This is a genomic window from Aeromonas sp. DNRA1, from assembly GCF_963888745.1.
Lineage (GTDB): Bacteria > Pseudomonadota > Gammaproteobacteria > Enterobacterales > Aeromonadaceae > Aeromonas > Aeromonas hydrophila.
The window spans coordinates 749,771-773,467 of the sequence record NZ_CAWPKQ010000002.1 but is presented as its reverse complement, the minus strand read 5'-3'; the positions used below and the strand labels follow the sequence as shown (position 1 = coordinate 773,467).

At 62.1% G+C, this 23,697-nt stretch carries 21 protein-coding genes and 3 tRNA genes; 10 read left to right on the top strand and 14 right to left on the bottom strand.

The features are described from left to right. The first annotated feature begins 174 nt into the window (after window positions 1-174). The 7 genes from AACQ43_RS09535 to AACQ43_RS09505 all read left to right on the top strand — a co-directional run bounded on the left by AACQ43_RS09535 (window position 175) and on the right by AACQ43_RS09505 (window position 6,482). Window positions 175-1,353 (top strand): phage tail sheath protein, encoded by a 1,179-nt coding sequence (locus AACQ43_RS09535; RefSeq protein WP_168967077.1) that lies wholly within the window; start codon window positions 175-177, stop codon window positions 1,351-1,353. A 9-nt stretch (window positions 1,354-1,362) separates the two neighbouring features. Further along, window positions 1,363-1,881: a phage major tail tube protein gene (locus tag AACQ43_RS09530; RefSeq protein ID WP_168967076.1), complete on the top strand. Its 519-nt coding sequence runs from the start codon at window positions 1,363-1,365 to the stop codon at window positions 1,879-1,881. Between the two features lie 80 nt (window positions 1,882-1,961). Beyond that, window positions 1,962-2,246 (top strand): phage tail assembly protein, encoded by a 285-nt coding sequence (locus tag AACQ43_RS09525; RefSeq protein ID WP_168967075.1) that lies wholly within the window; start codon window positions 1,962-1,964, stop codon window positions 2,244-2,246. Between the two features lie 8 nt (window positions 2,247-2,254). Next, window positions 2,255-2,386: a GpE family phage tail protein gene (locus AACQ43_RS09520; protein ID WP_041218506.1), complete on the top strand. Its 132-nt coding sequence runs from the start codon at window positions 2,255-2,257 to the stop codon at window positions 2,384-2,386. Continuing rightward, complete coding sequence (locus AACQ43_RS09515; protein WP_168967074.1) at window positions 2,383-4,818, top strand: phage tail tape measure protein; 2,436 nt, start codon at window positions 2,383-2,385, stop codon at window positions 4,816-4,818. Before AACQ43_RS09520 ends, AACQ43_RS09515 begins: the two co-directional genes overlap by 4 nt. Window positions 4,819-4,830: 12 nt before the next feature. Further along, on the top strand, window positions 4,831-5,322 hold the full coding sequence (locus AACQ43_RS09510) for a phage tail protein (protein ID WP_017411157.1): 492 nt from the start codon (window positions 4,831-4,833) through the stop codon (window positions 5,320-5,322). Beyond that, window positions 5,322-6,482 (top strand): phage late control D family protein, encoded by a 1,161-nt coding sequence (locus AACQ43_RS09505; protein WP_168967073.1) that lies wholly within the window; start codon window positions 5,322-5,324, stop codon window positions 6,480-6,482. The genes AACQ43_RS09510 and AACQ43_RS09505 overlap by 1 nt, the downstream gene beginning before the upstream one ends. A 256-nt stretch (window positions 6,483-6,738) precedes the next feature. On the opposite strand, the gene AACQ43_RS09500 is transcribed toward AACQ43_RS09505, so the two are convergent. The 11 genes from AACQ43_RS09500 to AACQ43_RS09450 form a co-directional block, all read right to left on the bottom strand. Further along, window positions 6,739-6,825: transfer RNA gene (locus tag AACQ43_RS09500), tRNA-Leu, on the bottom strand. Window positions 6,826-6,866: 41 nt separating this feature from the next. Beyond that, window positions 6,867-6,940 (bottom strand) — tRNA-Cys (locus AACQ43_RS09495). A 34-nt stretch (window positions 6,941-6,974) separates the two neighbouring features. Then, window positions 6,975-7,050 (bottom strand) — tRNA-Gly (locus AACQ43_RS09490). 181 nt (window positions 7,051-7,231) lie between these two features. Next, the gene (pgsA, locus tag AACQ43_RS09485; RefSeq protein ID WP_011706577.1) at window positions 7,232-7,786 is read right to left on the bottom strand and encodes a CDP-diacylglycerol--glycerol-3-phosphate 3-phosphatidyltransferase; all 555 of its coding nucleotides are present in this window, start codon (window positions 7,784-7,786) and stop codon (window positions 7,232-7,234) included. A gap of 302 nt (window positions 7,787-8,088) precedes the next feature. Next, window positions 8,089-9,939 (bottom strand): excinuclease ABC subunit UvrC, encoded by a 1,851-nt coding sequence (gene uvrC, locus AACQ43_RS09480; protein WP_011706578.1) that lies wholly within the window; start codon window positions 9,937-9,939, stop codon window positions 8,089-8,091. 188 nt (window positions 9,940-10,127) lie between these two features. Continuing rightward, window positions 10,128-10,772, bottom strand: coding sequence for a UvrY/SirA/GacA family response regulator transcription factor (gene uvrY / locus AACQ43_RS09475; RefSeq protein WP_011706579.1), 645 nt, complete (start codon window positions 10,770-10,772; stop codon window positions 10,128-10,130). A 212-nt stretch (window positions 10,773-10,984) separates the two neighbouring features. Beyond that, window positions 10,985-11,746, bottom strand: a complete 762-nt coding sequence (gene kdsB, locus AACQ43_RS09470; protein ID WP_073350826.1) for a 3-deoxy-manno-octulosonate cytidylyltransferase — start codon at window positions 11,744-11,746, stop codon at window positions 10,985-10,987. After that, the gene (locus AACQ43_RS09465) at window positions 11,743-11,931 is read right to left on the bottom strand and encodes a Trm112 family protein (protein ID WP_011706581.1); all 189 of its coding nucleotides are present in this window, start codon (window positions 11,929-11,931) and stop codon (window positions 11,743-11,745) included. The genes kdsB and AACQ43_RS09465 overlap by 4 nt, the downstream gene beginning before the upstream one ends. A 121-nt stretch (window positions 11,932-12,052) precedes the next feature. Then, on the bottom strand, window positions 12,053-13,054 hold the full coding sequence (gene lpxK, locus AACQ43_RS09460; RefSeq protein WP_168967072.1) for a tetraacyldisaccharide 4'-kinase: 1,002 nt from the start codon (window positions 13,052-13,054) through the stop codon (window positions 12,053-12,055). Continuing rightward, window positions 13,054-14,823: a lipid A ABC transporter ATP-binding protein/permease MsbA gene (gene msbA / locus AACQ43_RS09455; protein WP_168967071.1), complete on the bottom strand. Its 1,770-nt coding sequence runs from the start codon at window positions 14,821-14,823 to the stop codon at window positions 13,054-13,056. The genes lpxK and msbA overlap by 1 nt, the downstream gene beginning before the upstream one ends. Window positions 14,824-15,056: 233 nt before the next feature. Then, window positions 15,057-17,348, bottom strand: a complete 2,292-nt coding sequence (locus AACQ43_RS09450; RefSeq protein WP_339354051.1) for a DNA internalization-related competence protein ComEC/Rec2 — start codon at window positions 17,346-17,348, stop codon at window positions 15,057-15,059. On the opposite strand from AACQ43_RS09450, the gene AACQ43_RS09445 reads away from it, so the two are divergent. The 3 genes from AACQ43_RS09445 to AACQ43_RS09435 all read left to right on the top strand — a co-directional run bounded on the left by AACQ43_RS09445 (window position 17,286) and on the right by AACQ43_RS09435 (window position 19,924). After that, a complete protein-coding gene (locus tag AACQ43_RS09445) occupies window positions 17,286-17,804 on the top strand; it encodes a DUF2062 domain-containing protein (RefSeq protein WP_158196991.1) in 519 nt (172 codons plus the stop codon). The two genes, AACQ43_RS09450 and AACQ43_RS09445, sit on opposite strands and share 63 nt — an antisense overlap. Beyond that, a complete protein-coding gene (locus AACQ43_RS09440) occupies window positions 17,798-18,292 on the top strand; it encodes a DUF2062 domain-containing protein (protein WP_011706586.1) in 495 nt (164 codons plus the stop codon). The genes AACQ43_RS09445 and AACQ43_RS09440 overlap by 7 nt, the downstream gene beginning before the upstream one ends. A gap of 123 nt (window positions 18,293-18,415) precedes the next feature. Next, window positions 18,416-19,924, top strand: coding sequence for a helicase HerA-like domain-containing protein (locus AACQ43_RS09435; protein ID WP_168967069.1), 1,509 nt, complete (start codon window positions 18,416-18,418; stop codon window positions 19,922-19,924). A 77-nt stretch (window positions 19,925-20,001) separates the two neighbouring features. On the opposite strand, the gene AACQ43_RS09430 is transcribed toward AACQ43_RS09435, so the two are convergent. The 3 genes from AACQ43_RS09430 to AACQ43_RS09420 all read right to left on the bottom strand — a co-directional run bounded on the left by AACQ43_RS09430 (window position 20,002) and on the right by AACQ43_RS09420 (window position 23,597). Then, window positions 20,002-21,192, bottom strand: a complete 1,191-nt coding sequence (locus tag AACQ43_RS09430; RefSeq protein WP_102988391.1) for an amino acid aminotransferase — start codon at window positions 21,190-21,192, stop codon at window positions 20,002-20,004. A gap of 175 nt (window positions 21,193-21,367) precedes the next feature. Further along, window positions 21,368-22,309: a hypothetical protein gene (locus AACQ43_RS09425; RefSeq protein WP_168967068.1), complete on the bottom strand. Its 942-nt coding sequence runs from the start codon at window positions 22,307-22,309 to the stop codon at window positions 21,368-21,370. Between the two features lie 232 nt (window positions 22,310-22,541). After that, window positions 22,542-23,597: a porin gene (locus AACQ43_RS09420; protein ID WP_039215927.1), complete on the bottom strand. Its 1,056-nt coding sequence runs from the start codon at window positions 23,595-23,597 to the stop codon at window positions 22,542-22,544. Window positions 23,598-23,697: the final 100 nt, after the last annotated feature.

The following is a 23,697-nucleotide window of genomic DNA, read 5'->3' as shown; positions in this document are numbered from 1 at the left end:
CCCCGCCCAGTGCGGGGTGTGTCGTAACTGCCGCCAGTCACCACCTTGTCACCGCCTGACCATTGTGTAGCGCCGCCACACAATGGCAACAGCTCGCCCGCCATCCCCTGCCCCTGCATCCTGACCATGCTCGCATTTCCTTGCAAAAGCTCCGTCCGGACAACAGGAGAACCTATGGCACTGGACCAATTTCACCACGGCGTGCGCGTCGTGGAAGTCAACGAGGGCACTCGCACTATCCGCACCGTCGCCACGGCGGTGATCGGCCTGGTCTGCACCAGCTCCGATGCGGATGCCGCCTACTTCCCGCTCGATAAGCCGGTGCTGATCGTCAACCTGCCGGCAGCCATCGCCAAGGCTGGCACCAAGGGCAACCTCAAGCGCTCGCTGCAAACCATCTATGACACCGTCAACACCATCGTCATCGCCGTGCGCGTGGCAGATGGCGCCGACGCGGCAGCCCTGACCAGCAACATCATCGGCACCATCAAGCCGGATGGCAGCTACACCGGCCTCAAGGCGCTGGAACGGGCCGCCCCGATGACCGGCGTCAAGCCGCGTATCCTCTGCGTGCCGGACAACTGCACCTTGCCGGTGGCAACCGCACTGGCAGGCATGGCCAAGAAGATGCGCGCCTTTGCCTACGTGCCGACCGTGGCAGCCACTGTCGACGCAGCCTTGGCTTACCGCGCCAACTTCTCCAGCCGTGAGCTGATGCTGATCCACGGCGACTGGACTGCGTGGGATGTGGCCACCAATGCCAGCGTCAAGCTCGACGCCTGCCTCAAGGCCGCAGCCATGCGCGCCCTCATCGACAAAGAGATCGGCTGGCACAAGACCCTGTCCAATGTCAGCGTAACCGGGGTGGATGGCATGACCAAGGCCCTGTTCTGGGATCTGCAAGACCCCGACACCGAAGTCGGTCAGCTCAACGCCAAAGAGATCACCGCCCTGATCCGGCCGTCTGGGTTCCTTTACTGGGGCAACCGCACCTGTTCAGATGACCCGCAGTTCCTCTTCGAGAACTACACCCGTACCGCCCAGATCCTGGCCGACACCATGGCCGAGGCGCACATGTGGGCCAACGACAAGCCCATGACCCCCACCCTGGTGAAAGACATCATCGAGGGCATCAAGGCCAAGGGACGCGAACTGGTGGCGGGCGGTTACCTGCTCGGTTTTGACTGCTGGTACAACGAAGAGCTCAACGACAAAGACACCCTCAAGGCCGGCAAACTGCGCATCGATTACAACTACACCCCGGTACCGCCGCTCGAAGACCTCGGCCTCATCCAGCGCATCACCGACCACTACCTCATCGACTTCGGCGCCCGCGTCGCGGCCGCAGCATAAGGAGCCACCATGGCACTGCCAAGAAAAGTCAAACAACTCAACGTGTTCACCGACGGCACCAACTGGATCGGCGAAGCGGAAGACTTCACCTTTGCCAAGCTCTCACGCAAGTTCGAAGCCTATCGCGGCGGCGGTATGGGTGGCGCCGTCAACATCGACATGGGGCTGGATGACAGCGCCCTCGATACCTCTTTCACCATGGGCGGCTACAGCGCCGAGATCCTGGGCAAGATGGGCAATGGCAAGATCGACGGCATCGCCCTTCGCTTTGCTGGCTCCATCCAGCGGGATGACGTCGTCGGCGTGCAGTCCGTAGAAGTGTTCACCCGAGGTCGCTTCAAAGAAATCGACTGGGGCACCGCCAAGGTCGGTGATAACAGCCAGGCCAAGGTCAGCATGGTCAACACCTACTACAAAGTGACCATTGATGGGGTCGTTATCCACGAAATCGACCTGCTCAACATGATCGAAATCGGCCCCGACGGCGTCGATCGCATGGCCGAGCACCGCAAAGCCATCGGCCTCTAACCCATTCACCCATCTAACGGGCGGCCCTTATTCCAACAGAAAGCGCCGCCCTCACCACATCCACAACAGGAACAAACACCATGGACCAGAAAGAAATCACCCTCGACACCCCGATCCAGCGCGGCGAGAGCACCCTCAACAGCCTGATCATCCGCAGCCCCAAGAAGGCGGGCCACCTGCGCGGGCTCAACACCATGGACATCGTCCAAATGAACGTCGATACCCTCATCAAACTGCTGCCCCGCATCACCGACCTGACCGAAAAGGAAGTGAACGACATGGACCCGGCTGACCTGCTCAAAGCCGGGGTGGTGGTGGTCGGTTTTTTGATGGGCTCGCAGCAGGATGCCTACCTCACTGCATAGACGACCTGATGGCCGAGATCGCCATCATCGCCCACTGGCCGCCGTCCGAGATGGCGGCCATGGAAATCAGCGAGCTGATGGGCTGGCACCAACGCCTCGTTGAGATTCACAACCGCATCAACGGGGCAGAAGAACAATGAACCCTCTCAAACTCCAAATCCTGCTCGGGGCGGTCGACAAGCTCACCGCCCCCCTCAAAGCCGTCAGCGGCCAGAGCCGCCTGACCGCCAAAGACTTGGTCGACACCAAAAAACGCATCAAAGAGCTGGAAACCCAGAGCAGCCAGATTGAAGGTTACCGCACCCTGGGCCGCCAGATTGGCGCCACCCGTACCCAGCTAACCCAGGCCCAGCGCGACGCCCAACAGATGGCCCAGCAACTCGCCCAGGTAGAGCAGCCCACCAAAGCCATGACCAGAGCCATGGAGCAGGCCAAGCAGAAGGTGCGCGACCTCTCCCAGCAAGAGCGTGAAATGGTCGCCCGTCACGGCAGCCTGAAACGCACCATGAACGAAGCCGGCATCAACACCAAACAACTGGGCCAGCACCAGCGCCAGCTCAAGAGCGATCTGGCGGCTGCCAATACCCAGCTAGACCAGCAGCGGGCAAAACTGGGCCAACTGGCTGACCAGCAAAAGCGCCTCAACCAGGTCAAGGCAAACTACGACAAAACAATGTCGATACGCGGTACCTTGGCGGGCTATGGCGCTGCGGGCATGGCCACCGGGGCCGCAGCCATCTACAAGGGCACCAACATCGCCAGCAAGGCAATGGGCTTTGATGTCGATATGTCAAAGGTGCAGGCGATCACCAGGCTGGACAAAGGCAGCAGCGAACTGGCCGCCTTGCGGGCTCAGGCGCGAGAGCTCGGCGCCAATACTGCATTCACGGCGGGCGAAGCGGCACAGGGGCAGGGCTTTCTGGCCATGGCCGGTTTCACCCCCAAGGCGATCCGGGATGCTATGCCAGGGGTGCTCGATATCGCCAAGGCAGGCGGCGTCGAGATTGCCGCTGCTGCCGATATCGGATCTAACATCCTGACCGGCTTCAAGCTGCCGGCCAACCAGATGAACCGCTTAGGGGATGTGATGGTCGGCACCTTCACCCGTGCCAACGTCGACCTGCAGATGCTGGGTGAAACCATGAAATACGTGGGGCCGGTGGCGGCAGGGCTTGGTGTTGACCTTGAAACAGCTTCCGCCATGGCAGGCAAGCTAGGGGATGCAGGCATTCAGGGCAGTATGGGTGGCACAGCCATGCGGGCCATTCTCGGCCGCTTGGCCTCCCCGCCCAAGGCGGCGCACGATGCGCTGGCAGCCCTGAAGGTCAAGACAGCTGATGCAGCGGGTAACCTGCGCGCCTTGCCAGATATCCTGGACGAGCTCTACAAGAAAACCAGCAAGATGGGGGACGCCACCCGCTCGGGTTACTTCAAAGCCATCGCTGGTGAAGAAGCCTTCGCCGCCCTGGCCGTGCTGACCGAGCAGGCCGGTTCCGGAAAGCTGCAGGAGCTGATCGCCACGTTGAAGCAAACTCAGGGGGAAGCGGGCAAAGTTGCCAAGGTGATGGCAGATAATGCCATCGGCGATCTGGACAACCTCACCTCGGCTTGGGATGACGTAGGGATCCAGATGATGGAAACCGAAAACGGCCCACTGAGAGGCATCATCCAGCGCGTCACCGAGATGATCCAGGTCACTGGAGACTGGATGCGGGCCAACCCAGAACTGGCCTCTACCCTGACCCGTATCGCGGCGATCACCGCCGTAGCGGCTGCCGCTGGGGGGTCGTTGTTGCTGGTCGTGGCTGGTCTGCTCGGGCCGCTGGCAGCAATCAAAATGGGGATGTCGATGCTGCTGGTATATGGGAGCCCGCTGCTGACCTTCATCAAGGCACTGACCATGGGCATGGTCAGGCTCGGGATTGCCATGCTCACCACCCCGATCGGCTGGTTCATCATGGGCATTGCGGCAATCGCTGCCGGAGCCTTCCTGCTCTACAAAAATTGGGATGGGGTAACCCAGTGGTTCAGCGACCTATGGGCCCAGTGCAAGGCCCCTGCTCTAGCCTTCTGGGAACTCCTGAAAGAGCTCTTCTCATGGACCCCTATCGGCATGCTGATCATGCACTGGAACGAGATCTGGGCCTTCTTCGATACCCTGCCAGCAGGGGCCGCCAACAAGGGTAAAGCCATCATCGACGGCCTGATTGGCGGCATCAGTGCAAAGTGGGAGAGCTTGAAGAACAAGATAAAAGCCCTCACCGATCTGCTGCCGGACTGGATGAAGGGGGGCGGCACAGTCACCGCCAACGTCAATCCGTCAGGCTACCTTACCGGCAACTACAACACGCCAGCCATGGCTGGAGGTTCGGGATATGGCCCGCGCATCGTGACGCCGCCACGCCCGGTCGCCAGAGGCAACACCACCACGCAAATCAACACCCCCATCCACATCGTTCAGCAGCCAGGGCAATCAGCCGTCGATGTGGCTCAAGAGGTGCGCCGCGAATTGGACAAACGCGACCGGCAAGCCGCCGCCCGTGGCCGCGCCACGCTGGGCGATCGCAACTAAGGAGCAACCACCATGATGATGACCCTGGGCTGGTTCGTGTTTATGCGCTCGACCGTTGCCCCTCAATCCCAGCAAGACGAATGGGCATGGCGCCACCCGGGCAATAACCGGGTCGGTGCCCGCCCGGCTTACCAATTCCTCGGCCCTGATGATGAAACCAGCACCCTGAGCGGGGTGCTCTACCCAGAGCTGACCGGCGGGCCGGTATCACTCGACATGCTGCGCCAGATGGGTGACAGCGGTGAAGCCTTCCCCCTGATCCAGGGCGATGGCGTGATGCGTGGCTCGTTCGTGATAGAGGGCATCAGCACCACCCGCACCGAGTTTTTCAGCGATGGAGCCGCCCGCAAGATAGAGTTCAGCATCAAGCTCAAGCGGGTTGACGACAACGACAGCACGCTGGGCAACACCCTGCTGGGGCGCACCGCGGGCAACTTGCTCGGCCGCTTGGGGGTGGGCAAACTCATGGGTAGCATCGGCGGCAAGCTGGGGGGGATCCTCTGATGGGGGAACTCGACCAGTTCGGCAGTCGCCTGGCCGAGAATCTCGGCATCACCAGCTCGCTCGATGCCCTGCGCCAAGGGCATCCAGTGCCGGCCTACCAGGTGCTGGTCGATGGCAAAGACATTTCGGCCGCCATCCGCCCGCGCCTGATGTCGATGACCATCACCGACAACCGGGGTTTCACCGCAGACACCATCGAGATCACCCTTGATGACAGCGACGGTAAGCTCGATATGCCGCGCCGGGGGGCCACCCTGCACGCCCTCATCGGTTGGCAAGGCTGCGCCCTGGTCGACAAGGGCACCTACAAGATTGACGAAGTGGAGCACGGCGGCGCCCCAGATGTGCTCACCATTCGGGGAAAATCGGCTGACCTGCGCGGCAGCATGAACAAGCTGCGCGAGCGCAGCTGGCACCAATCCACCGTCGGCAGCATCGTCGAACAGGTGGCCGCCACCTACCGGCTCACCCCCTGCGTGGGTGACTCGCTCAAAGGGCTGCTGATCGACCACATCGACCAGGCCAACGAAAGCGATCTGGCCTTCCTCACCCGCTTGGCTGGCCAGTGCGATGCCATCGCCACCGTCAAATCTGGCCGCCTGATGTTCATCAAGGCAGGCCAGGGCACCACCGCACAGGGCCAGCCGCTGCCAGCCATCACCATCACCCGCCAAGATGGCGATCAGCACCGCTTCTCAGTGGCAGACCGCGACGCCTACACCGGCGTGACGGCCTACTGGCAAGACAACAAAGCCGCAGAGAAAAAGAAAGTCGAGGTGAAACGCAAGAGAAAGACCAAGCCGAAACCAGAGCGGCCATTGCCGCCGGGCGTCGTGGTCAACAAGAAAGAGAACGAGCTGCTGGTCGGCAGCAGCGAGAACGTCAAGGAGCTACGCCACGTCTACGCCAACCAGGCCAACGCCATGCGGGCGGCCAGGGCAGAGTGGGAAAGGATCCAGCGCGGGGTGGCCGAGTTCGACATCACCCTGGCCAGGGGGCGGCCCGAGCTCTACCCGGAACAACCCACCACCGTCAGGGGGTTCAAGCCCCAGATAGACGAGGCCGACTGGCAGCTCACCCAGGTGGTGCACGACCTCACCAATCAGGGCTACACCAACCGCCTGCAGCTCGAAGTGAAACTCGACGAACTGCCAGAGTGATACCGAGATGCGAGAAGGGCCCCACAAGCGGGGCCCTTCTCATTTCTGCCAAACCGCGCACAGAAACATGGCCAGGGAATGGTGCCGCATGAAATGCGCGATCAGGCAGAGCGGCATCATACAAGATGACCCGATCACTACCCAGACAAAAGACTGGATAAACCAATCCAAAAAACGTTGTCGCCACTCTGTCGCCATTTAACCAAAAACAAAAAGGCCGCTATTGCTAGCGGCCTTGGTAAGTCTTTGATTTTAATGGTGCCCGAGGCCGGAATCGAACCGGCACGACGCGAACGTCGAGGGATTTTAAATCCCTTGTGTCTACCGATTTCACCACTCGGGCACCGTAATCGGTATCAAGCTCGCGCCGCGGGCTTGTCAATATGGAGGCACGTTCCGGAGTCGAACCGGACTAAACGGATTTGCAATCCGCTGCATAACCGCTTTGCTAACGCGCCATGCAAAAGAGAGAAACTCTCTATTGTCTGAATTTGGAGCGGGAAACGAGACTCGAACTCGCGACCCCGACCTTGGCAAGGTCGTGCTCTACCAACTGAGCTATTCCCGCATTGGTCTGGCTGACTGCCTTACTACGAGGACGCATTCTAGCGATGTTCCTCGCCCAGTCAACCAAAAATGTTTAATACCCTGATCGTTCGGGTGTTTTTTGCCCTTTTCCTGCATTTTCAACGTTCACGACCGTTTCCCTGCCCCAAGTGCGGGGAAACAGTGCTTAGTACAAACGCTGACTAGAAGCGAGAGTGGTAGGTCAGATCGCCCCAGGCGGCCTTCATGTACTGGAACATGGACCAGAAGGTGAGCACGGTGGCCACATAGAGCAGCACATAGGCCAACCACACCATCCAGATGTCGTACTGCCAGATGAGGCCGGTGAGCGACACCATCTGGATCATGGTCTTCCATTTGCCAATCCAGCTGACCGCCACCGAGGAGCGCTTGCCAAGCTCGGCCATCCACTCGCGCAGGGCGGAGATGATGATCTCGCGGCCAATCATGGTCATGGCAGGAATGGTCACCCAGATGGTGTTGTAGTGCTCGACGATCACCACCAGCGCCGCCGCCACCATGATCTTGTCGGCCACCGGATCGAGGAAAGCACCGAAGGCGGTGGACTGGTTCAGCTTGCGGGCAAGGTAGCCGTCAAACCAGTCGGTCGCCGCAGCCAGGATGAAGACGATGGCCGCCGCCAGATAGGACCACTGATAGGGAAGGTAGAACAGGATGACGAAGACGGGGATGAGCAAGATCCGAAAAAACGTCAGCAGATTAGGAATATTTGTCATTATTTTCAGCCACTTCTTGTATGCCGCTACATGGTAGCCCCAAGCCGATCACGGATGCAACCGGACAGGCGCCCGCCTTGGTCTATGAATCCATCAACAACCTCAGGATGCGGGCCATTATGGCATTTACGGCCCCCCTGCGTCACGGCTCTTGTGTGCCGGGATCCCCGAAGTGAATGAACCCAGAGTGAATGATGTGACTCAACTCGCCCCTTGCCGATACCCCAGGCGACAGCCCCTGTTCGCCGTCAGGGCAAACAGGGGCAACACGAGGCGCATTCACCCGTCTCAGCTACCAATGGCTAGAGCGAGTGCAGGGCGTCATGGATGGACTGGGCCAGCTCCTGGCTGATGCCGGGCACCTTGGCGAGCTCCTCCACCCCGGCTTTTTTCACCTCCTGCAGCCCGCCCAGGTACTTGAGCAGCGCCTGCCGCCGTTTCGGCCCCACCCCCGGAATGTCCTCCAGGGTACTGGTGGTGCGGGCTTTCGCCCGTCTGGCGCGGTGGCCCGTGATGGCAAAACGGTGGGATTCGTCGCGAATGTGCTGAATCAGGTGCAAAGCGGGCATATCTGCCGGCAAATGCAGCTCTTCGTGACTCTCTCCCAGGATCAGGGTCTCAAGCCCCGCCTTGCGGGTCACCCCCTTGGCGATGCCCACCAGCAGCGGATATTTGCCCCCCAGAAACTCCAGCTGACGGGCCAGGATCTCCTCGGCGCGGCGCAGCTGGCCGAGACCGCCGTCGATAAACAGCACGTCCGGCACCTTGTCCGGCTCCTGCTGCTTGCCAAAACGCCGCTCCAGCGCCTGCTCCATGGCGGCGTAGTCATCGCCGCCGGTGATGCCGTCAATATTGAAGCGGCGATATTCCGATGAGAGCGGCCCCTCCCGGTTGAACACCACGCAAGAGGCCACGGTGCGCTCCCCCATGGTGTGGGAGATATCGAAGCACTCCATGCGGGCGATGGGACGCTCCAGCTCCAGCAGCTCCTCCAGCTGGTCGTAGCGAGCGGTGGTGGTGCTCTTGTGGGCGAGGCGCGAGCGCAGCGCGGTCTGGGCGTTGATGGAGGCAAGCTTGATGAAGCGGGCTCGCTCGGCGCGGGTACGGCTCACCACCCGCACCTTGTAGCCGGCGGTCTGGCTCAGGGTCTCGGCGATGACGTTCTCGTCTTCGAGCGCCACATCGAGCAGCACCTCGCTCGGGATCTGCCGCCCCCCCTGCCCCGACAGATAGAACTGCAGCAGGAAGGATTGCACCACCTCGTCAAGCTGGGTATCAGCCGGCACTTTCGGGAAGTAGCTGCGCGAGCCCAGCACCTTGCCCTGGCGGATGAAGAGCACGTGGATACAGGCGGTCCCCTGCTCGAAGGCCACCCCCACCACGTCGAGCTCGTCCAGCACGTTGCCGCTCACCGACTGCTGTTCGGTGACCCGGCGCAGCGCCTGGATCTGATCCCGGTAGCGGGCCGCCTCCTCAAAGCGCAGATCGCCGCTGGCGGACTCCATCTTGCCCACCAGCTCGCCTATCACCTGCTGGTTCTTGCCCGCCAGGAACAGCTTGGCCAGCTCCACCTGCTGGGCATACTCGGCCTCGCTCACCAGCCCGGCCACGCAGGGGCCGGCACAGCGCTTGAGCTGGTAGAGCAGGCACGGGCGGCTGCGGTTGGCATAGACCGCATCCTCGCACTGGCGCACCGGGAAGATCTTCTGCATCAGGTGCAGGCTCTCGCGCACCGCACCGCCGGAGGGATACGGGCCGAAGTACTCCCCCTTCACCTTGCGGGCACCGCGATGAACGCCGATGCGCGGATGCTGGTGCGCGGTGATGATGATCCAGGGGTAGGACTTATCGTCGCGCAGCAGCACGTTGTAGCGGGGCTGGTACTGCTTGATGAGGTTGTGCTCGAGGATCAGCGCCTCGGTCTCGGTGTGGGTGACCGTCACCTGCACGTCGGCGATCTGGCGCACCAGGGTGCGGGTCTTGATGCTGTCGACGTTGGCCCGAAAATAGGAGGCGAGCCGTTTTTTCAGATCCTTGGCCTTGCCCACGTAGATGACGGTGCCGCCGCTGTCATACATGCGGTAGACGCCGCTCTGGTGGGTGACGGCACTGAGAAACGCCTTGCTGTCGAAGAGAGGTTCAGACGAGGTCATGCTGGCTCCGGCAACGGGGATCGAGGTGCTGGATCTGGGGGATCACGGCAAACGGAAGATCGAAAGAGAGGCTCATCGGCAACTCGGCTCAACGGATGAAAGCAGAAGACGGCACAGAGCATACTGCGCCAGGCCGGCAAAAAGCAAAAAGGCGGCACAGGCCGCCTTTGATGGCTACACGCCGCCCGTTACAGGGTATCGGCATCCAGCATGCCATAGCGAATGGCCAGATGGGTCAGCTCCACATCGCCATTGATGTTGAGCTTGCTGAACAGCCGGTAGCGGTAGCTGTTGACCGTCTTCGGGCTCAGGTTGAGCTGTTCGGAGATGTCGGTCACCTTCTGCCCCTTGGTGATCATCATCATGATCTGCAGCTCGCGCTCGGAGAGGGACTTGAAGGGGTTCTCGTCGGCCGAGGCAAACTGGCTCAGGGCCATCTGCTGGGCGATCTCCGGGGAGATGTAACGCTGACCGGAGTGGACCAGGCGAATGGCGTGGATCATCTCGTCCGGCGCGGCTCCCTTGGTGAGATAGCCGGCGGCACCCGCCTGCATCACCTTGGTCGGGAACGGATTTTCTGAATGAATGGTCAGCACTATGATGCGCACATCGGGCCGGATCCGCAGGATCTTGCGGGTCGCCTCCAGGCCGCCGATGCCCGGCATGTTCATGTCCATCAGGATCACGTCGGGATGGTGCTGACGACAGAAAGTGACTGCGGTTTCCCCGCTCTGCGCCTCGCCCACCACCTTGATCCCGCGGACATCTTCCAGAATGCGTCTTATCCCTGTACGCACCAACTCATGATCATCGACCAGGAATACATTAATCACCCAAACACCCCGTTTTTTATCTCGTTATATGCCAGTTAGGGTTAACACGGCGTCTTGCATCATAACCAAACTCGCTGATTTGGCAAACCATGGCCGGGAAAAGTTTGAAAGTGCTCATAAATGGTGTTTTGAATCAAATAATTATATAAAGATTAAACACAAAAAACGGCGCCCGCAGGCACCGTTCAGAGTCATTTTTGCTGTTGTTGGCATCAGTTCGCCAGCAGCGCGCGCACCTTGTCCAGATCGGCCTGGGTATCCACCCCGACCGGTGGTGCCTCGAGCGCCTGGGCCACGTGGATTTTCTCCCCATACCAGAGCACCCGCAACTGCTCCAGCGCCTCGATCTGTTCGAGCAGGCTCGGCGCCCAGTCCACGTAACGCTGGATGAAGCCGGCGCGATAGGCGTAGATACCGATGTGACGCTGGTAGTGGTCACCAATCTGCTCGCGATTCGCGGCAAAGCGATCCCGATCCCACGGAATGGAGGCGCGACTGAAGTAGAGGGCGTAGCCATCCTTGTCAGTCACCACTTTCACTGCGTTCGGGTTGAACGCCTCTTCGGCGTTCTGGATCGGCACCGACAGGGTCGCCATCGGCGCTGTGGCGGCAGCCAGATTGTCTGCCACCTGACGAATGATGGCGGGCGGAATGAGCGGCTCATCCCCCTGCACATTGACGATGATGGTATCGGCGGCAAAGCCGTAGTGACGGCACACCTCGGCCAAACGCTCGGTGCCGGACTGGTGATCCTGCGAGGTCATGCACACCTCGAAACCCGCCTGCCCGGCGCAGGCGGCCAGCGCCTGCTGCACCCGCTCGTCATCGGTGGCGACGATCACCCGATCGGCGCCCGACTGCAGGGCCTTTTCCACCACGTGCTGCACCATGGGCTTGCCGTGGATGTCGGCCAGCGGTTTGCCCGGCAGCCGGGTGGAGGCGTAGCGGGCCGGAATGACGACGACGAAGCTCATGAGGACAGCTCGTCGCTGCTGAGCGGACGGGCGCGGTTCTCCAGCAGCACCGGGATCCCCTCCTCCAGCGGATAGGCCAGCTTGTCGAAGCGGCAGACCAGCTCATGCACGGCCTTGTTGTAGTGCAGCTTGCCCTTGCAGACCGGGCAGGCAATGATGTCGAGCAACTTGATGTCCAAAGCCAAAACGATACTCCTTCAACGATGTCGCGCCGGCGGATTCATCACGCCGGCGATGGATGTCGAGCAACCAGATATTGCATGCGGGGCATGATAAGCCCCTTCTCCCCCACGTTGGCGAGAGAGATTAACCTTGTGCCTTGGTTGCGCCTTGCCCCTTCCCGCTCGCGCCCAGCTTGTGCAGCAGGGTATCGAGCAGGGAGGCGGGCAACTCGGCGCTGACCGGCAGATACCACCAGTTGTCGAGAGCAAAAGAGCGGCACTTGACCGCATCCTTCTCGGTCATCAGCAGCGGCTTGCCGGCAAAGCGGCCCACCAGCTCGTCCCGATCGAAGGGGTGGTGATCCCCGTAAGCCACCTGCTGATCCAGCTGATAACCAAGCCCTTCGAGGGTGGCAAAGAAACGGGGGGGATGACCAATTCCCGCCAGCGCGTCGACCTGGCCCGCCAGCGGCGTGGCCAGCGGGGCCTCGTCGCGCACCCGACGGGGGGAGTCAGCCACCAGCCTCATGGGATACTCTCCCCGCCCTGGCTCGCCGCCGTTGCAGATGATGGCGTCCACCCGTTTGAGCCGGGTGACCGGTTCGCGCAGCGGCCCCATGGGCAGCAGGCAGGCGTTGCCGAAACGGCGCGCCCCGTCCACCACCACCAGCTCGATGTCGCGGGCCAGCGCATAGTGCTGCAGGCCGTCGTCGGTGATGATGATGTCCACCTCGCCGCTCTGCTCCAGCAGACGCACCGCATCGGCCCGCTTGGGCGCCACCACCACCGGGCAGCCACAGCGCCGGGCAATCAGTACCGGTTCATCCCCTGCCTGTGCCGTGGTGCTGGCAGCATCGAGCCGGTACGGGTAATGGGGCGCCTTGCCGCCATAGCCGCGGCTCACCACCCCGGGGCGATAGCCGCGGGCCTGCAACTGCTCCACCAGCCAGACCACTACCGGGGTCTTGCCGTTGCCCCCCACCGAGATATTGCCCACGACGATGACCGGCAAAGAGGCACGATAGCCCTTACGCCAGCCGTGACGATAGGCGTAGCGGCGAGTACCGCTGATGATGGCAAACAGCAGGGCAAAGGGGGCCAGCAACCAGCGCCAGCCACTCTTTGCATACCAGAGCCGCTCCAGCATCAGGCGTTGCCACCTGCGGCGGCATGGCCGAACTGGATGGCGCGCAGCTGGGCATAGGTGCCCTGCTGGGCCATCAGCGCCGCGTGGTTGCCGCGCTCGACGATATGACCTTCATCGATCACCAGGATCTCGTCCGCCTTCTCGATGGTGGAGAGGCGGTGAGCGATCACCAGCGAGGTGCGCGCCTTGCACAGCTCGTCGATGGCCGCCTGGATGTGGCGCTCGGATTCGGTATCCAGCGCCGAGGTAGCCTCGTCCAGCAGCAACACCGGCGCATCACGCAGCAGGGCACGGGCGATGGCGATGCGCTGACGCTGACCGCCGGAGAGCGACGCACCGTTCTCGCCGACCACGGTGTCATAACCGTTGCTCATCTTGCTGACGAACTCGTCGGCGTGGGCGATGCGGGCCGCCTGCTTGATCTCGTCGAGGCTGTATTTCTCTTCCGCGGCGTAGGCGATGTTGCTCGCCACCGTGTCGTTGAACAGGTGGACATGCTGGGAGACCAGGGCGTACTGCTTGCGCAGCTCGCTCAGGCGGTAATCGCGGATATTGACGCCGTCCAGCAGGATCTCCCCCTGTTCGATGTCGTAGAAGCGGGTCAACAGGCTGGCGATGGTACTCTTGCCAGAGCCGGAACGGCCCACCAGCGCCACCGATTTGCCCGCCTCCACCTTGAAGCTGACGTTGTGCAGCGCCGGGGTGTCCTTGGTCGGGTAGGTGAAGGTGACGTTGCGAAACTCGATCTCGCCGCGGGCGCGCTCCAGGGTACGGGTACCGGTATCCTGTTCCGGCTCGGTGTCGAGCAGGCCGAACAGGCTGTGGCAGGCGGTGATGGCGCGCTGGAACTGGTTGTTGACGTCGGTCAGGCTTTTCAGCGGCTTGAGCAGCATCATCATGGAGGTGATCATGACGGTGAAGGTACCGGCAGTCAGCTCGCTGCGCACGCTGTCGATGGTGGCCACATAGAGGAAGGCCGCCAGCGCGATGGAGGCAACCATCTGCACCACCGGGCTGCCGATGGCATCGGCGGCGACCATCTTCATGGTCTGCTGGCGCATGTTGTTGCTGACCTTGAAGAAGCGCTTCTCCTCCACCTTCTGGCCACCGAACATCAGCACCTCTTTGTGCCCCTTGAGCATCTGCTCGGTGGAGGTGGTGATGTCGCCCACCGCCTGCTGGATGTGGCGGCTGATCTGCCGGAAGCGACGGCTGATGAGGCCGATGATGATACCCACCACGGGCCCCACCACCAGGAAGATCACCGACAGCTGCCAGGAGTGCCAGAACATCAGGCCGAGCAGGCCGACCACGGTCGCTCCTTCCCGCACCAGGGTGACCAATGTGGTACTGGCGGCCGAGGAGACTTGACTGGCGTCATAGGTCACCTTGGATAGCAGGTGACCGGTATTCTGGCGGTCGAAGAAGCTCATCGGCATCGCCACCATGTGGTTGAATACCTGCTGCTGCAGGCGCATCACCACGTGGTTGCCGACCCAGGCCATGCAGTAGTTGGAGAGGAAGTTGGCGACGCCGCGCAGGGCCACGATGCCCAGAACGAAGAAGGGCATCCACTTGAGCACGGTCGGATCGTTGCCGTTGATCCCCTTGTCGATCAGCGGCTTGATGGAATAGACGAAGGTGGTATCCACGGCGGCGTAGCCCAGCATGCCGATGATGCCGCCGATCAGGCCAAGCTTGCGGTCACGGACATAGCCGAGCAGACGCTTGAAGACAGGCCAGCTGTCTTGTGAGGTTTCTTGTTGCATGAATAGCCGTTAATAAGGGAAATGACGGGCTATTCTAGCCAAAGCGCAGGATTACACCAAGCATCGCCAGCGCATGTCCCTCGCCAAGACAGGAAATGACGACCGTTATCCCAGCCAAAGCGCAGGATTACACCAAGCGGTACCCATCACCAAGGCGGGAAATCACGGCCGTTATCCCAGCCAAAGCGCTAGATTACACCAAGCATCGCCAGCGCAATGCCCTGCAATCTGCTTCAGCGATCTGGCCAGAATGCAGGCCGCCACCAGTCACCATTGCGGCGAAACCAGGGGCCCTGCTCCCGTTCAGCCCGGATCCGCAGCCCACCCGGCGCAGGCTCGACCAAAATTTCTCCGTCCAGCCCGGTGACCCATTGGTGCGCCTCCTGGTAGCGGGCCACCACCTCGGGGCGGGGAAATCCCCACTGATTCATGAAGCCGGCGCTGTGCACCACATAGCGGGGGGCCACCGCCGCCACGAAAGGTGCCGTGGAGGAGGTGCGGCTGCCGTGGTGAGGGCTCACCAGCAGGGTGCTGGCAAGCCCCTCCCCTTCCAGCGCCAGCAGCCGCTGCTCTGCCTGCCGCTCGATGTCGGCACTGAGCAGGATGCGCCGTTCCCCGTCGCGGATCTGCAGCACACAGCCGTCGTTGTTGTGGCCGCCCCCCGGTTGCTGCGGCCAGAGCACAGCCATCTCGAGCCCCTGCCAGCGCCACTGCTGGCCACGCCGGCACAGGGCCGTGAAGCGGCCGAAGTCGAATGACGAGAGCTCGTGGCGCACCGGCAGAGCCTGCAGGATGGCGCGCCGATTGCCGGCGTGATCCCGGTCCTTGTGACTGATGACCAGATAATCCAGCACCCGCACATCGAGTCGGTTGAGCAAGGGCAAGATCACGGCATCCGCCATGTTGTAGCCGCCCGGGTAGCGATCGCCGGTGTCAAAGAGGATGCCGCGCTCGCCCCGGGTGATCAGCACCGCCAGCCCCTGCCCCACGTCCAGAACCCTCAGTTGCCAGTGGGTCGGCGCTGGCCAGGCCGCCAGAAGCAGGGCCACTCCCCCCGGCAACAGCAGCGGACGACCGCCCGGTACATGCCAGGCGCACCAGAGTAGGGTCAGCAGGGCCGTGAGCGGCAGTACCCAACCCGGCACCGGCCACCAGAGCTGCCACTGGCTGGCCAGCCGGGCCAACGCCCACAATACCCACTGCAGGCCGACATCGGCCAGCCAGAACAGCAGGTGGGCCAGCTCCCCTGAAAGCGGCACCAGCAGCACCCCGATGAGCGCCAGCGGTATGATGCCGATGCAAAAGAGCGGCAATGCCAGCAGATTGATCAGCAGCGACAGTGGGGCAATCCCCTCGAACAGCGCCAGTTGCAGTGGCAGCAGCCCCAGCAGCAACAAGCCCTGCAGACGAATGAGCCCGGGTTTGGCCTCCAGCAGGCTCGCCACCAGCAGCAAAGCCACCGCCAGGAAGGAGAGCCAGAATCCGGCCGAATAGAGGGCGAAGGGATCCCACAGCGTGAGCACCACGAAGGCCCACAACCAGATGCGATGGGCCGGCCACTCCCGCCGTCGCCAGCGCAGCAGACTCCACACCAGCACCATGATGAGGGCCCGTTCGGTGGCCACCGCAAAACCCGCCAGCCAGCTGTAGAGGGCGGCAAACAGCAGGGCGACCAGAATCGCCCCCCGCAGCCCGAACAGTCGCCCCAGCCACCAGCCAAGCACCGCCACCAGCGCGATATGCTGTCCCGAGATGGCGATGATGTGGGTCAGCCCGCTGCCGCGAAACAGGCTCCACTGCTCATCCGTGATGCCGCCCTGCTCGCCGAAGGTGAGCGCCGCCAGCAGCGGGCCCTGGCTCAGATCCTGCCAACTGGCGGCAGCGCGGGCCAGCCAGCGCTCACGCAGCCCCGTCTGCACCGGCTCAATCTGGATCACCCGGCGCAGGTTGCCGGTGGCGGTGATCCCCTTGCCGAGCAGCAGGCGCCGCCCATCCATCCCCGCCTCGTTGGCCAGGCCGTGGGCCGGTTTGAGAGAGACCACTAGCGTGAGGCGACTGCCTGCCGTCATGGCGGGCAGCGCCTGGTAGGCATTGATGCGCACCAGCGGCGCCGGAGTGAGCGCCTGCTCGTCGAGCCTGTTCACCCGCAGCACCAGCCGGATAAATTTATCGCCCTCGGGTTCTGCACTTTGCAGCTGTGCGGTTATGATGTGGCTCGTTTTTTTGCCAAGCTGATCCAGCCAGGCAAGTCGGTAGTGCAAACTCCCCTGCATCCAGAGGATGCCGCACAGCAAAAATAACAGCCGCCAGCAGCGGTAACCGGCCAGGGGGAACGCGAGCAGCAGCATCAGGCCACCCCATTCCCATGAAGGCAACCATGGCCAAAGCAGTGAGGAGCTTGCCCCGAGGGCAAACGACAACAGACGCAGATCCATGGTGCAAGTATTTAGCAAGGTTTCAATATGCCCAAACGACTCATACAACGCTGGCTGCCTGATCCGGCGACACTCAAGGAACACAAGCACTTGCGGCTGTTTGGCAAGCTGCTGCTGGATGCCAACCTGTGGCACCTCAATCGGCGCTCGGCAGCCGGAGCCTTCGCGGTGGGGCTGTTCATGGCATGGGTGCCGCTTCCCTGCCAGATGTTGCTGGCGGCCGGTGGCGCCATCGCCTGCCGGGTCAACCTACCGCTCTCGGTGGCCCTGGTCTGGCTCTCCAACCCCTTCACCATGCCGCCGCTGTTCTACGGCGCCTATCTGACCGGCTGCCAGCTGCTGGGGCAACCCTCCCAGCACATCGAGATCGAGTTCACCTGGGCCTGGCTGGTGTCGGTGTTCGAGACCGTAGCCCCGCCGCTGCTGCTGGGTTCGCTGGTGCTCGCCCTGCTCAGCTCCCTCATCGGCTACGCCCTCATTCGTACCTGCTGGCGCATCAGCACCGTGCGTCAGTGGCAGAAACGCAAGGTGGCCCGCGCATGCTGAATCGCTGGTTTGCCCGCTTCAAGATTGACCCCGATACCCTGCGCCAGCAGAAGTGGTTCTCCCTGTTTGGCGAGCGCCTGCTCGCCCCCGCCCTCTGGCAAGGGGGGCCGCGCGCCCTGAGCGGGGCGGTGGCGGCCGGCATCTTCGCCTGCTGGTTTCCCATCCCCATGCATTCACTCATCGCGGTCGGGCTGGCGCTGGCGTTCAGCCTCAACCTGCCGCTGGCGCTGCTGGCGGTCTGGTTCAACAACCCGCTGACCCTGCCCTTCATGTACCTCTACGCCTATCGCACCGGTTGTCTGGTGCTGCACAAGACGCCGGAGCCGTTTCACCTCAGCTGGACCCTGCACTGGCTGGAGCACGAGGCGGCCACCCTGGTGCCTCCCTTCCTGCTCGGCAGCCTGCTGCTGGCAGTGCTGACCGCCGCCAGCGGCGGCCTCCTCACCCTGCTGCTGTTGCGCCTCGGCAAGCTGGTCCGCTCCCGCTGATCCCGCCCGCCTCGTCAGCCTCTGGCGCGCTGACGAGGCACTCCCTTGCCATCCCCGGATCCTGCCACCACACTCCTTGTAACCCGTTGTTTTTCGCCCCCCATTTGCCACAAGGAGCCCACCATGGCCGAACCGCTCACGCTGGCCCATGCCAATGGTCATCCCCTCTCCCTGCTGCCAGCCATGGCCAATCGCCACGGCCTCATCACCGGTGCCACCGGTACTGGCAAGACCGTCACCCTGCAGGTGCTGGCGGAGGGGTTCTCCCGCCTCGGTGTACCGGTCTTTCTGGCCGACGTGAAGGGGGATCTGAGCGGACTGGGCGCCGCCGGAACTGGCTCGGCCAAGCTGGACGCCAGGCTGGCCCAGCTCGGCATTCCGGCACCCGTCTTTGCCGCCAGTCCCACCCTGTTCTGGGATCTGTTTGCCGAACAGGGCCACCCGGTGCGGGCCACCGTCTCTGACATGGGGCCCCTGCTGCTCGCCCGCCTGCTCGGCCTCAACGATACCCAGAGCGGGGTACTGGAGCTGGTGTTCAAGGTGGCGGACGACGAGGGGCTGCTGCTGCTCGATCTCAAAGACCTGCGCGCCATGGTGCAGTTTGCCGGTGACAACGCCAAATCGCTCACCACCCGATACGGCAACGTCTCCACCGCCTCCATCGGCGCCATCCTGCGCAACCTGCTCACACTGGAGAGTGCAGGCGGCGATCACTTCTTCGGCGAACCCATGCTGGACATTCAAGATCTGCTGCAGACCGATGAGGCTGGCCACGGCCATATCAATGTGCTGGCCGCCAGCAAGCTGACCCAATCCAGCCGGCTCTATGCCTGCTTCCTGCTCTGGCTGCTCTCCGAACTGTTCGAGCAGTTGCCGGAGGTGGGGGATCCGGACAAGCCGGTGCTGGTGTTCTTCTTCGACGAGGCGCACCTGCTGTTCAACGATGCCCCCAAGGCGCTGCTGGAGAAGATCGAACTGGTGGTGCGGCTCATCCGCTCAAAAGGGGTGGGCGTCTATTTCGTGACCCAGAGCCCGGCCGACATCCCCGACAGCGTATTGGGGCAGCTTGGCAACCGGGTGCAGCACGCCCTGCGAGCCTTTACCCCGAGTGATCAGAAAGCGGTGCGGATCGCCGCCAAGACCCTGCGGGCCAACCCCGCCTTCGATGCCGCCGGCGTCATCACCGAACTCGGTGTCGGCGAGGCGCTGGTCTCTCTGCTCGACGAGAAGGGACGGCCCAGCATGGTGGAGCGCGCCTTCATCGCCCCGCCCGCCAGCCGCATCGGCCCCTTGAGCGACGCCGAGCGGCAGGCGCTCATTCAGGGATCCCTGCTGCACGGCCGCTACGAGACGCCGGAGGATCGCGAGTCGGCTTTCGAGCGGCTCAACGGCACCAAGGTGACAACCACTGGCGAGCAAGGCAACGAGCCGTCATCCAACGGGGAAGGCGGCCTGCTCGATGCCCTCAATGGCATCCTGTTTGGCCGCACCGGCCCCCGTGGCGGCCAGCACGACGGCGTGGTGCAGACCGCAGCCAAGAGCGTGGCCCGGACCATCGGTAGCGAGGTGGGTCGCCAGCTGGTACGCGGCGTCCTCGGCTCCCTACTGGGGGACGGCAAACGCCGCCGCTGAGACCAGCACTTGGAAATAAAAAAGCCCGCCGGGTCTCCCCGGCGGGCTTTTTACTGAACAGATGCAAATGGCGGTGCTTACAACACCTTGGCGATCGCATCGCAGAGGGGATCAATGTTGGCGCGGGTGATGCCTGCCACGCTGATCCGGCCCGAGCCGACGATGTAGATGGCAAACTCGCTCTTGAGGCGCTCCACCTGATCCTTGGAGAGGCCTGAGAAGGAGAACATGCCGTTCTGCTCGCGGATAAAGCTGAAGTCCTGGTTCACGCCGCGCGCCGCCAGTTTTTCCACCAGCAGCTCACGCATCTCGCGAATACGCACCCGCATCGCCGCCACTTCTTCCACCCACTCGGCATAGAGGGCCGGATCGCTCACTACGGCAGTGACGACGGCGGCACCGTGTGACGGCGGGTTGGAGTAGTTGGCGCGAATGACGGTCTTGACCTGGGTGAAGGCCACATCGGCAATCTCCTTGGTCGCACTGACCAGGGTGAAGGCGCCGACCCGCTCGTTGTAGAGGCCGAAGTTCTTGGAGAAGGAGCTCGCCACCAGCAGCTCGTCGTGGCACTCGGCGAAGATGCGCAGACCTTCGGCATCCTCTTCGATACCGCGGGCAAAGCCCTGATAGGCAAAGTCAAACAGCGGCAGCCAGCCGGCGGCAGCACTCTGCTTGGCCAGTGCGCGCCACTGCTCAGCGGTGGGGTCGATACCGGTCGGGTTGTGGCAGCAGCCGTGCAGCAGCACCAGATCGCCAGCCTGTACTTCAGCCAGCGAGGCCTGCATGGCGGCAAAGTCGAGGCCCTTGCTGGCCGCATCGTAGTACTTGTACCACTTGACGGAAAGGCCGGCAGCCTGGAACACGCTGACGTGGTTGGCCCAGGTGGGATCGGAGATCCAGACAGTCTTGGCCAGACCGTTGCGCACCACGAACTCGGCGGCGATGCGCAGGGCACCGGTACCGCCCGGCGCCTGAGCGGTCTTGGCCCGACCGCTGGCGACCAGCGCAGAATCTTGCCCAAACAGCAGTTGCTGCACGATGCGGCCATATTCGATATTGCCTTCGATACCGAGGTAATTCTTGGTCTTCTCGTCGGTCAAGAGCTTCTGCTCGGCTTTCTTGACACAGTGGAGAATGGGGGTGGCACCGGTCTCATCCTTGTAGATCCCGACCCCCAGGTTGATCTTGTGGCTGCGAGAGTCAGCACGGAAGGCTTCGGTCAGGCCCAGGATCGGATCCGCTGGGGCGGCAACAACCTTTTCAAACATGGTATTCCCTGTATTCCGTTGAGTTCGTTGGCTGGCAAAGCGTGTTGGCACACCGTCCGTGACACGCAAAACACGTGGCAAACAAAAGCGCCCATCTGGCGAGCGCTTCGTCAACTCTTTATATCACCGTGCAGGGTGGGGGCAAACCGCTTTTTCGGCCGGATCTGCGGCAATCTCAACCGATAGCATGCCACTGCGGCGCCAACGCGCACACCTCGGTAGACAAGCCACCATTTGACTCAACCAAACCGCTACAAACTGCTAACAATGACTTGGGGATCCGGCTCGGCTCCCAGGGACGGGAGTCGGTCAGCGGCAGGGCATAGGCCGCCATGATGGGAGCCAGTGAGGTAGGCAGCCACCAGCTGGCCGGACGACCCAGCCGCTGGGCCAGGGTCAGCACCCGATCAACCCCACTCGGGTCGAGGGAGGTAAGATGACTCCACTGCACCTGGGGCGGCAGAGCGGCGATCACTTGCTGCAGCGCCTGCTGCGCCGAGACGGGAGCCCAGACCAGCAGTGTTTCCACCGGCAGCACCAGCTCGGCAAAGGCACCGACGCTGTCGGTGGTGATCACCCGCAGCAGCTCCCCCTCCCCCCACAGGATCTTGCCGAGGCCGGCCAGGGTACGCTCGGGCAGCGCCACCTCACCGAGCGCCTGCAACCAGGGGGCAGCATCGAGCAGGGTGCCGCCGCTGAAAAAGAGGCTGAACGGCTGGGGGGCGCGCAGACGCAGCAGCTGATCGGCGCAAAGCCGGATCCCCTTGTCCTCGAAATCGATCTGCTCGTTGGGGGTGAAGTTCACCTCGCTCTTGCGATAGAGCGCGGCGAGCACCCGCTCGTTGACCTGCTCCGCCAGCTGCCACCCCTGCCCATGAAGCCACTCCTCCGGGGTCGGTGGTGCCGTGGCGATCTCGGCCAGGGTCAGTTCACGGGTCAGGTAGCGGCGGCCGGCAGGTGTCAACTCATAGTGGTGGTTGCCCAGCGCCAGCAGCAGCTGGTTGTCCTTGAGCAGACCCAGCAAGGGTTGCCACTGGCGGGCGCGGACCACCGAGGTGGGGTTGTCCAGCAGCTGGCGGGCCAGCTCCCGCCACTGCGGGTGACTAAAGTCAATCAAGCGTCATCCTTTCCTGTCTACCGAACATCCTGCAACGAGCTGAATAATCTAGCGATTCGCTGACCGGGAGCCAAGTACAGAAAAGAGACAACGTGAACTGGCGCAAACCAAACAGGAGAAAGGAGAGGATGATCAACAGAGGGGAAGAGAGACAACTCAGGTGGGAAGCAGATAAAACAAAACGGCCAAGCAAGCTTGGCCGTTTATCAACTAAATCAGCGCAGGGGCTGGATTAGAAGTTGTATTGCAGGGCAACAGTGAAGTCGTCGTCCTTGCCGCTAACACCGTTGATCTTGTATTCGGTGTAGGCTTTCAGCTTGGAAGTGAAGGAGTACTGCACGCCCAGCAGAGTGGCATCCATCAGGTCCTTGTAGGAAGAACCGCTCAGGTTGGCATTCTCTTTACCTTCTTTGAAGTTGTAGCCGGCCAGGAAGGTCCAAGCATCAACGTTGTAGGTAGCAGCCAGTTCGTAACCACGGCCTTCATCTTTGTAGCCAGTGGTGTCGTTCTTCACGTCAGCCTGGGTGTAAACACCGGCGAAGTTGAAGCCGTTGATGGCGTAGTGTGCGCCCAGAGCCCACTCGGATTTCTTACCGGTAGCGTCAGTGGTTTTGCCTTCCAGGTCGGAGTAAGCATAACCACCGTTGAAGCCCAGACCGAAGTCGAAGTCATAACCAACGGCAGCAGCGTAGGCATACTTACGCTTCACGTCCGGGAAAACGGTAGTCTTGATGCCACCAGCAACGTCAGCCACTTTCACAGCTTGGTCATCGTTGGTCTGGTAGGACACTTTGCCCTTGAAACCACCGATGGCGTTGGAGTAGATCACCTGACCTTCTTGACGACCGTCATAGAAGTTACCTTCGCTGCCCCACTCGTTGAAGATATCGGTCGGTTCCAGTACGTCGTAGAACGCGGTATCGGTCTGACCGAAGATGATCTTACCGTACTGGGTGCCGTCGAAACCAACGTAGATGTGACGGGAGTCAAACTTGTTGGCGGAGTTTTCAGCAGAAACTTGCCACTCAGTCTTGGCGATACCGGACCAGGTGTTGTTCAGAGCAATCTTGCCGGACCAGCCCAGACGGGAGGAACCTTTCAGCTCACCATCAACATCTTTGTAACCGGAAGCAGCGGTAGAGTCAGCTTCGTTGGTGTCACCGTAGTAGTTAGCCTGAACACGGCCGTATACGTCAAAAGTGGTACCGTCTTTGTCATAAACCACTGCAGCGTTAGCGGCAGATGCAAACAGAGCCGGGATAGCAATAGCCAGAATTGTCTTTTTCATAGTTTCCAATGCCTACTGTAATTAAACACTAAGTCGTTGTTATTCCCTGTGTTAGCGATGTACTTTGCATCACTATGGCGCCGAGACTAGCACCGGGTTT

Bases quoted from the DNA above. Each gene is read 5' to 3' on its own strand.
- AACQ43_RS09535 (WP_168967077.1), top strand. From the start codon at position 175: ATGGCACTGGACCAATTTCACCACGGCGTGCGCGTCGTGGAAGTCAAC.
- AACQ43_RS09530 (WP_168967076.1), top strand. From the start codon at position 1,363: ATGGCACTGCCAAGAAAAGTCAAACAACTCAACGTGTTCACCGACGGC.
- AACQ43_RS09525 (WP_168967075.1), top strand. From the start codon at position 1,962: ATGGACCAGAAAGAAATCACCCTCGACACCCCGATCCAGCGCGGCGAG.
- AACQ43_RS09520 (WP_041218506.1), top strand. From the start codon at position 2,255: ATGGCCGAGATCGCCATCATCGCCCACTGGCCGCCGTCCGAGATGGCG.
- AACQ43_RS09515 (WP_168967074.1), top strand. From the start codon at position 2,383: ATGAACCCTCTCAAACTCCAAATCCTGCTCGGGGCGGTCGACAAGCTC.
- AACQ43_RS09510 (WP_017411157.1), top strand. From the start codon at position 4,831: ATGATGATGACCCTGGGCTGGTTCGTGTTTATGCGCTCGACCGTTGCC.
- AACQ43_RS09505 (WP_168967073.1), top strand. From the start codon at position 5,322: ATGGGGGAACTCGACCAGTTCGGCAGTCGCCTGGCCGAGAATCTCGGC.
- pgsA (WP_011706577.1), bottom strand. From the start codon at position 7,786: ATGACAAATATTCCTAATCTGCTGACGTTTTTTCGGATCTTGCTCATC.
- uvrC (WP_011706578.1), bottom strand. From the start codon at position 9,939: ATGACCTCGTCTGAACCTCTCTTCGACAGCAAGGCGTTTCTCAGTGCC.
- kdsB (WP_073350826.1), bottom strand. From the start codon at position 11,746: ATGAGCTTCGTCGTCGTCATTCCGGCCCGCTACGCCTCCACCCGGCTG.
- lpxK (WP_168967072.1), bottom strand. From the start codon at position 13,054: ATGCTGGAGCGGCTCTGGTATGCAAAGAGTGGCTGGCGCTGGTTGCTG.
- msbA (WP_168967071.1), bottom strand. From the start codon at position 14,823: ATGCAACAAGAAACCTCACAAGACAGCTGGCCTGTCTTCAAGCGTCTG.
- AACQ43_RS09445 (WP_158196991.1), top strand. From the start codon at position 17,286: ATGCCCAAACGACTCATACAACGCTGGCTGCCTGATCCGGCGACACTC.
- AACQ43_RS09440 (WP_011706586.1), top strand. From the start codon at position 17,798: ATGCTGAATCGCTGGTTTGCCCGCTTCAAGATTGACCCCGATACCCTG.
- AACQ43_RS09435 (WP_168967069.1), top strand. From the start codon at position 18,416: ATGGCCGAACCGCTCACGCTGGCCCATGCCAATGGTCATCCCCTCTCC.
- AACQ43_RS09430 (WP_102988391.1), bottom strand. From the start codon at position 21,192: ATGTTTGAAAAGGTTGTTGCCGCCCCAGCGGATCCGATCCTGGGCCTG.
- AACQ43_RS09420 (WP_039215927.1), bottom strand. From the start codon at position 23,597: ATGAAAAAGACAATTCTGGCTATTGCTATCCCGGCTCTGTTTGCATCT.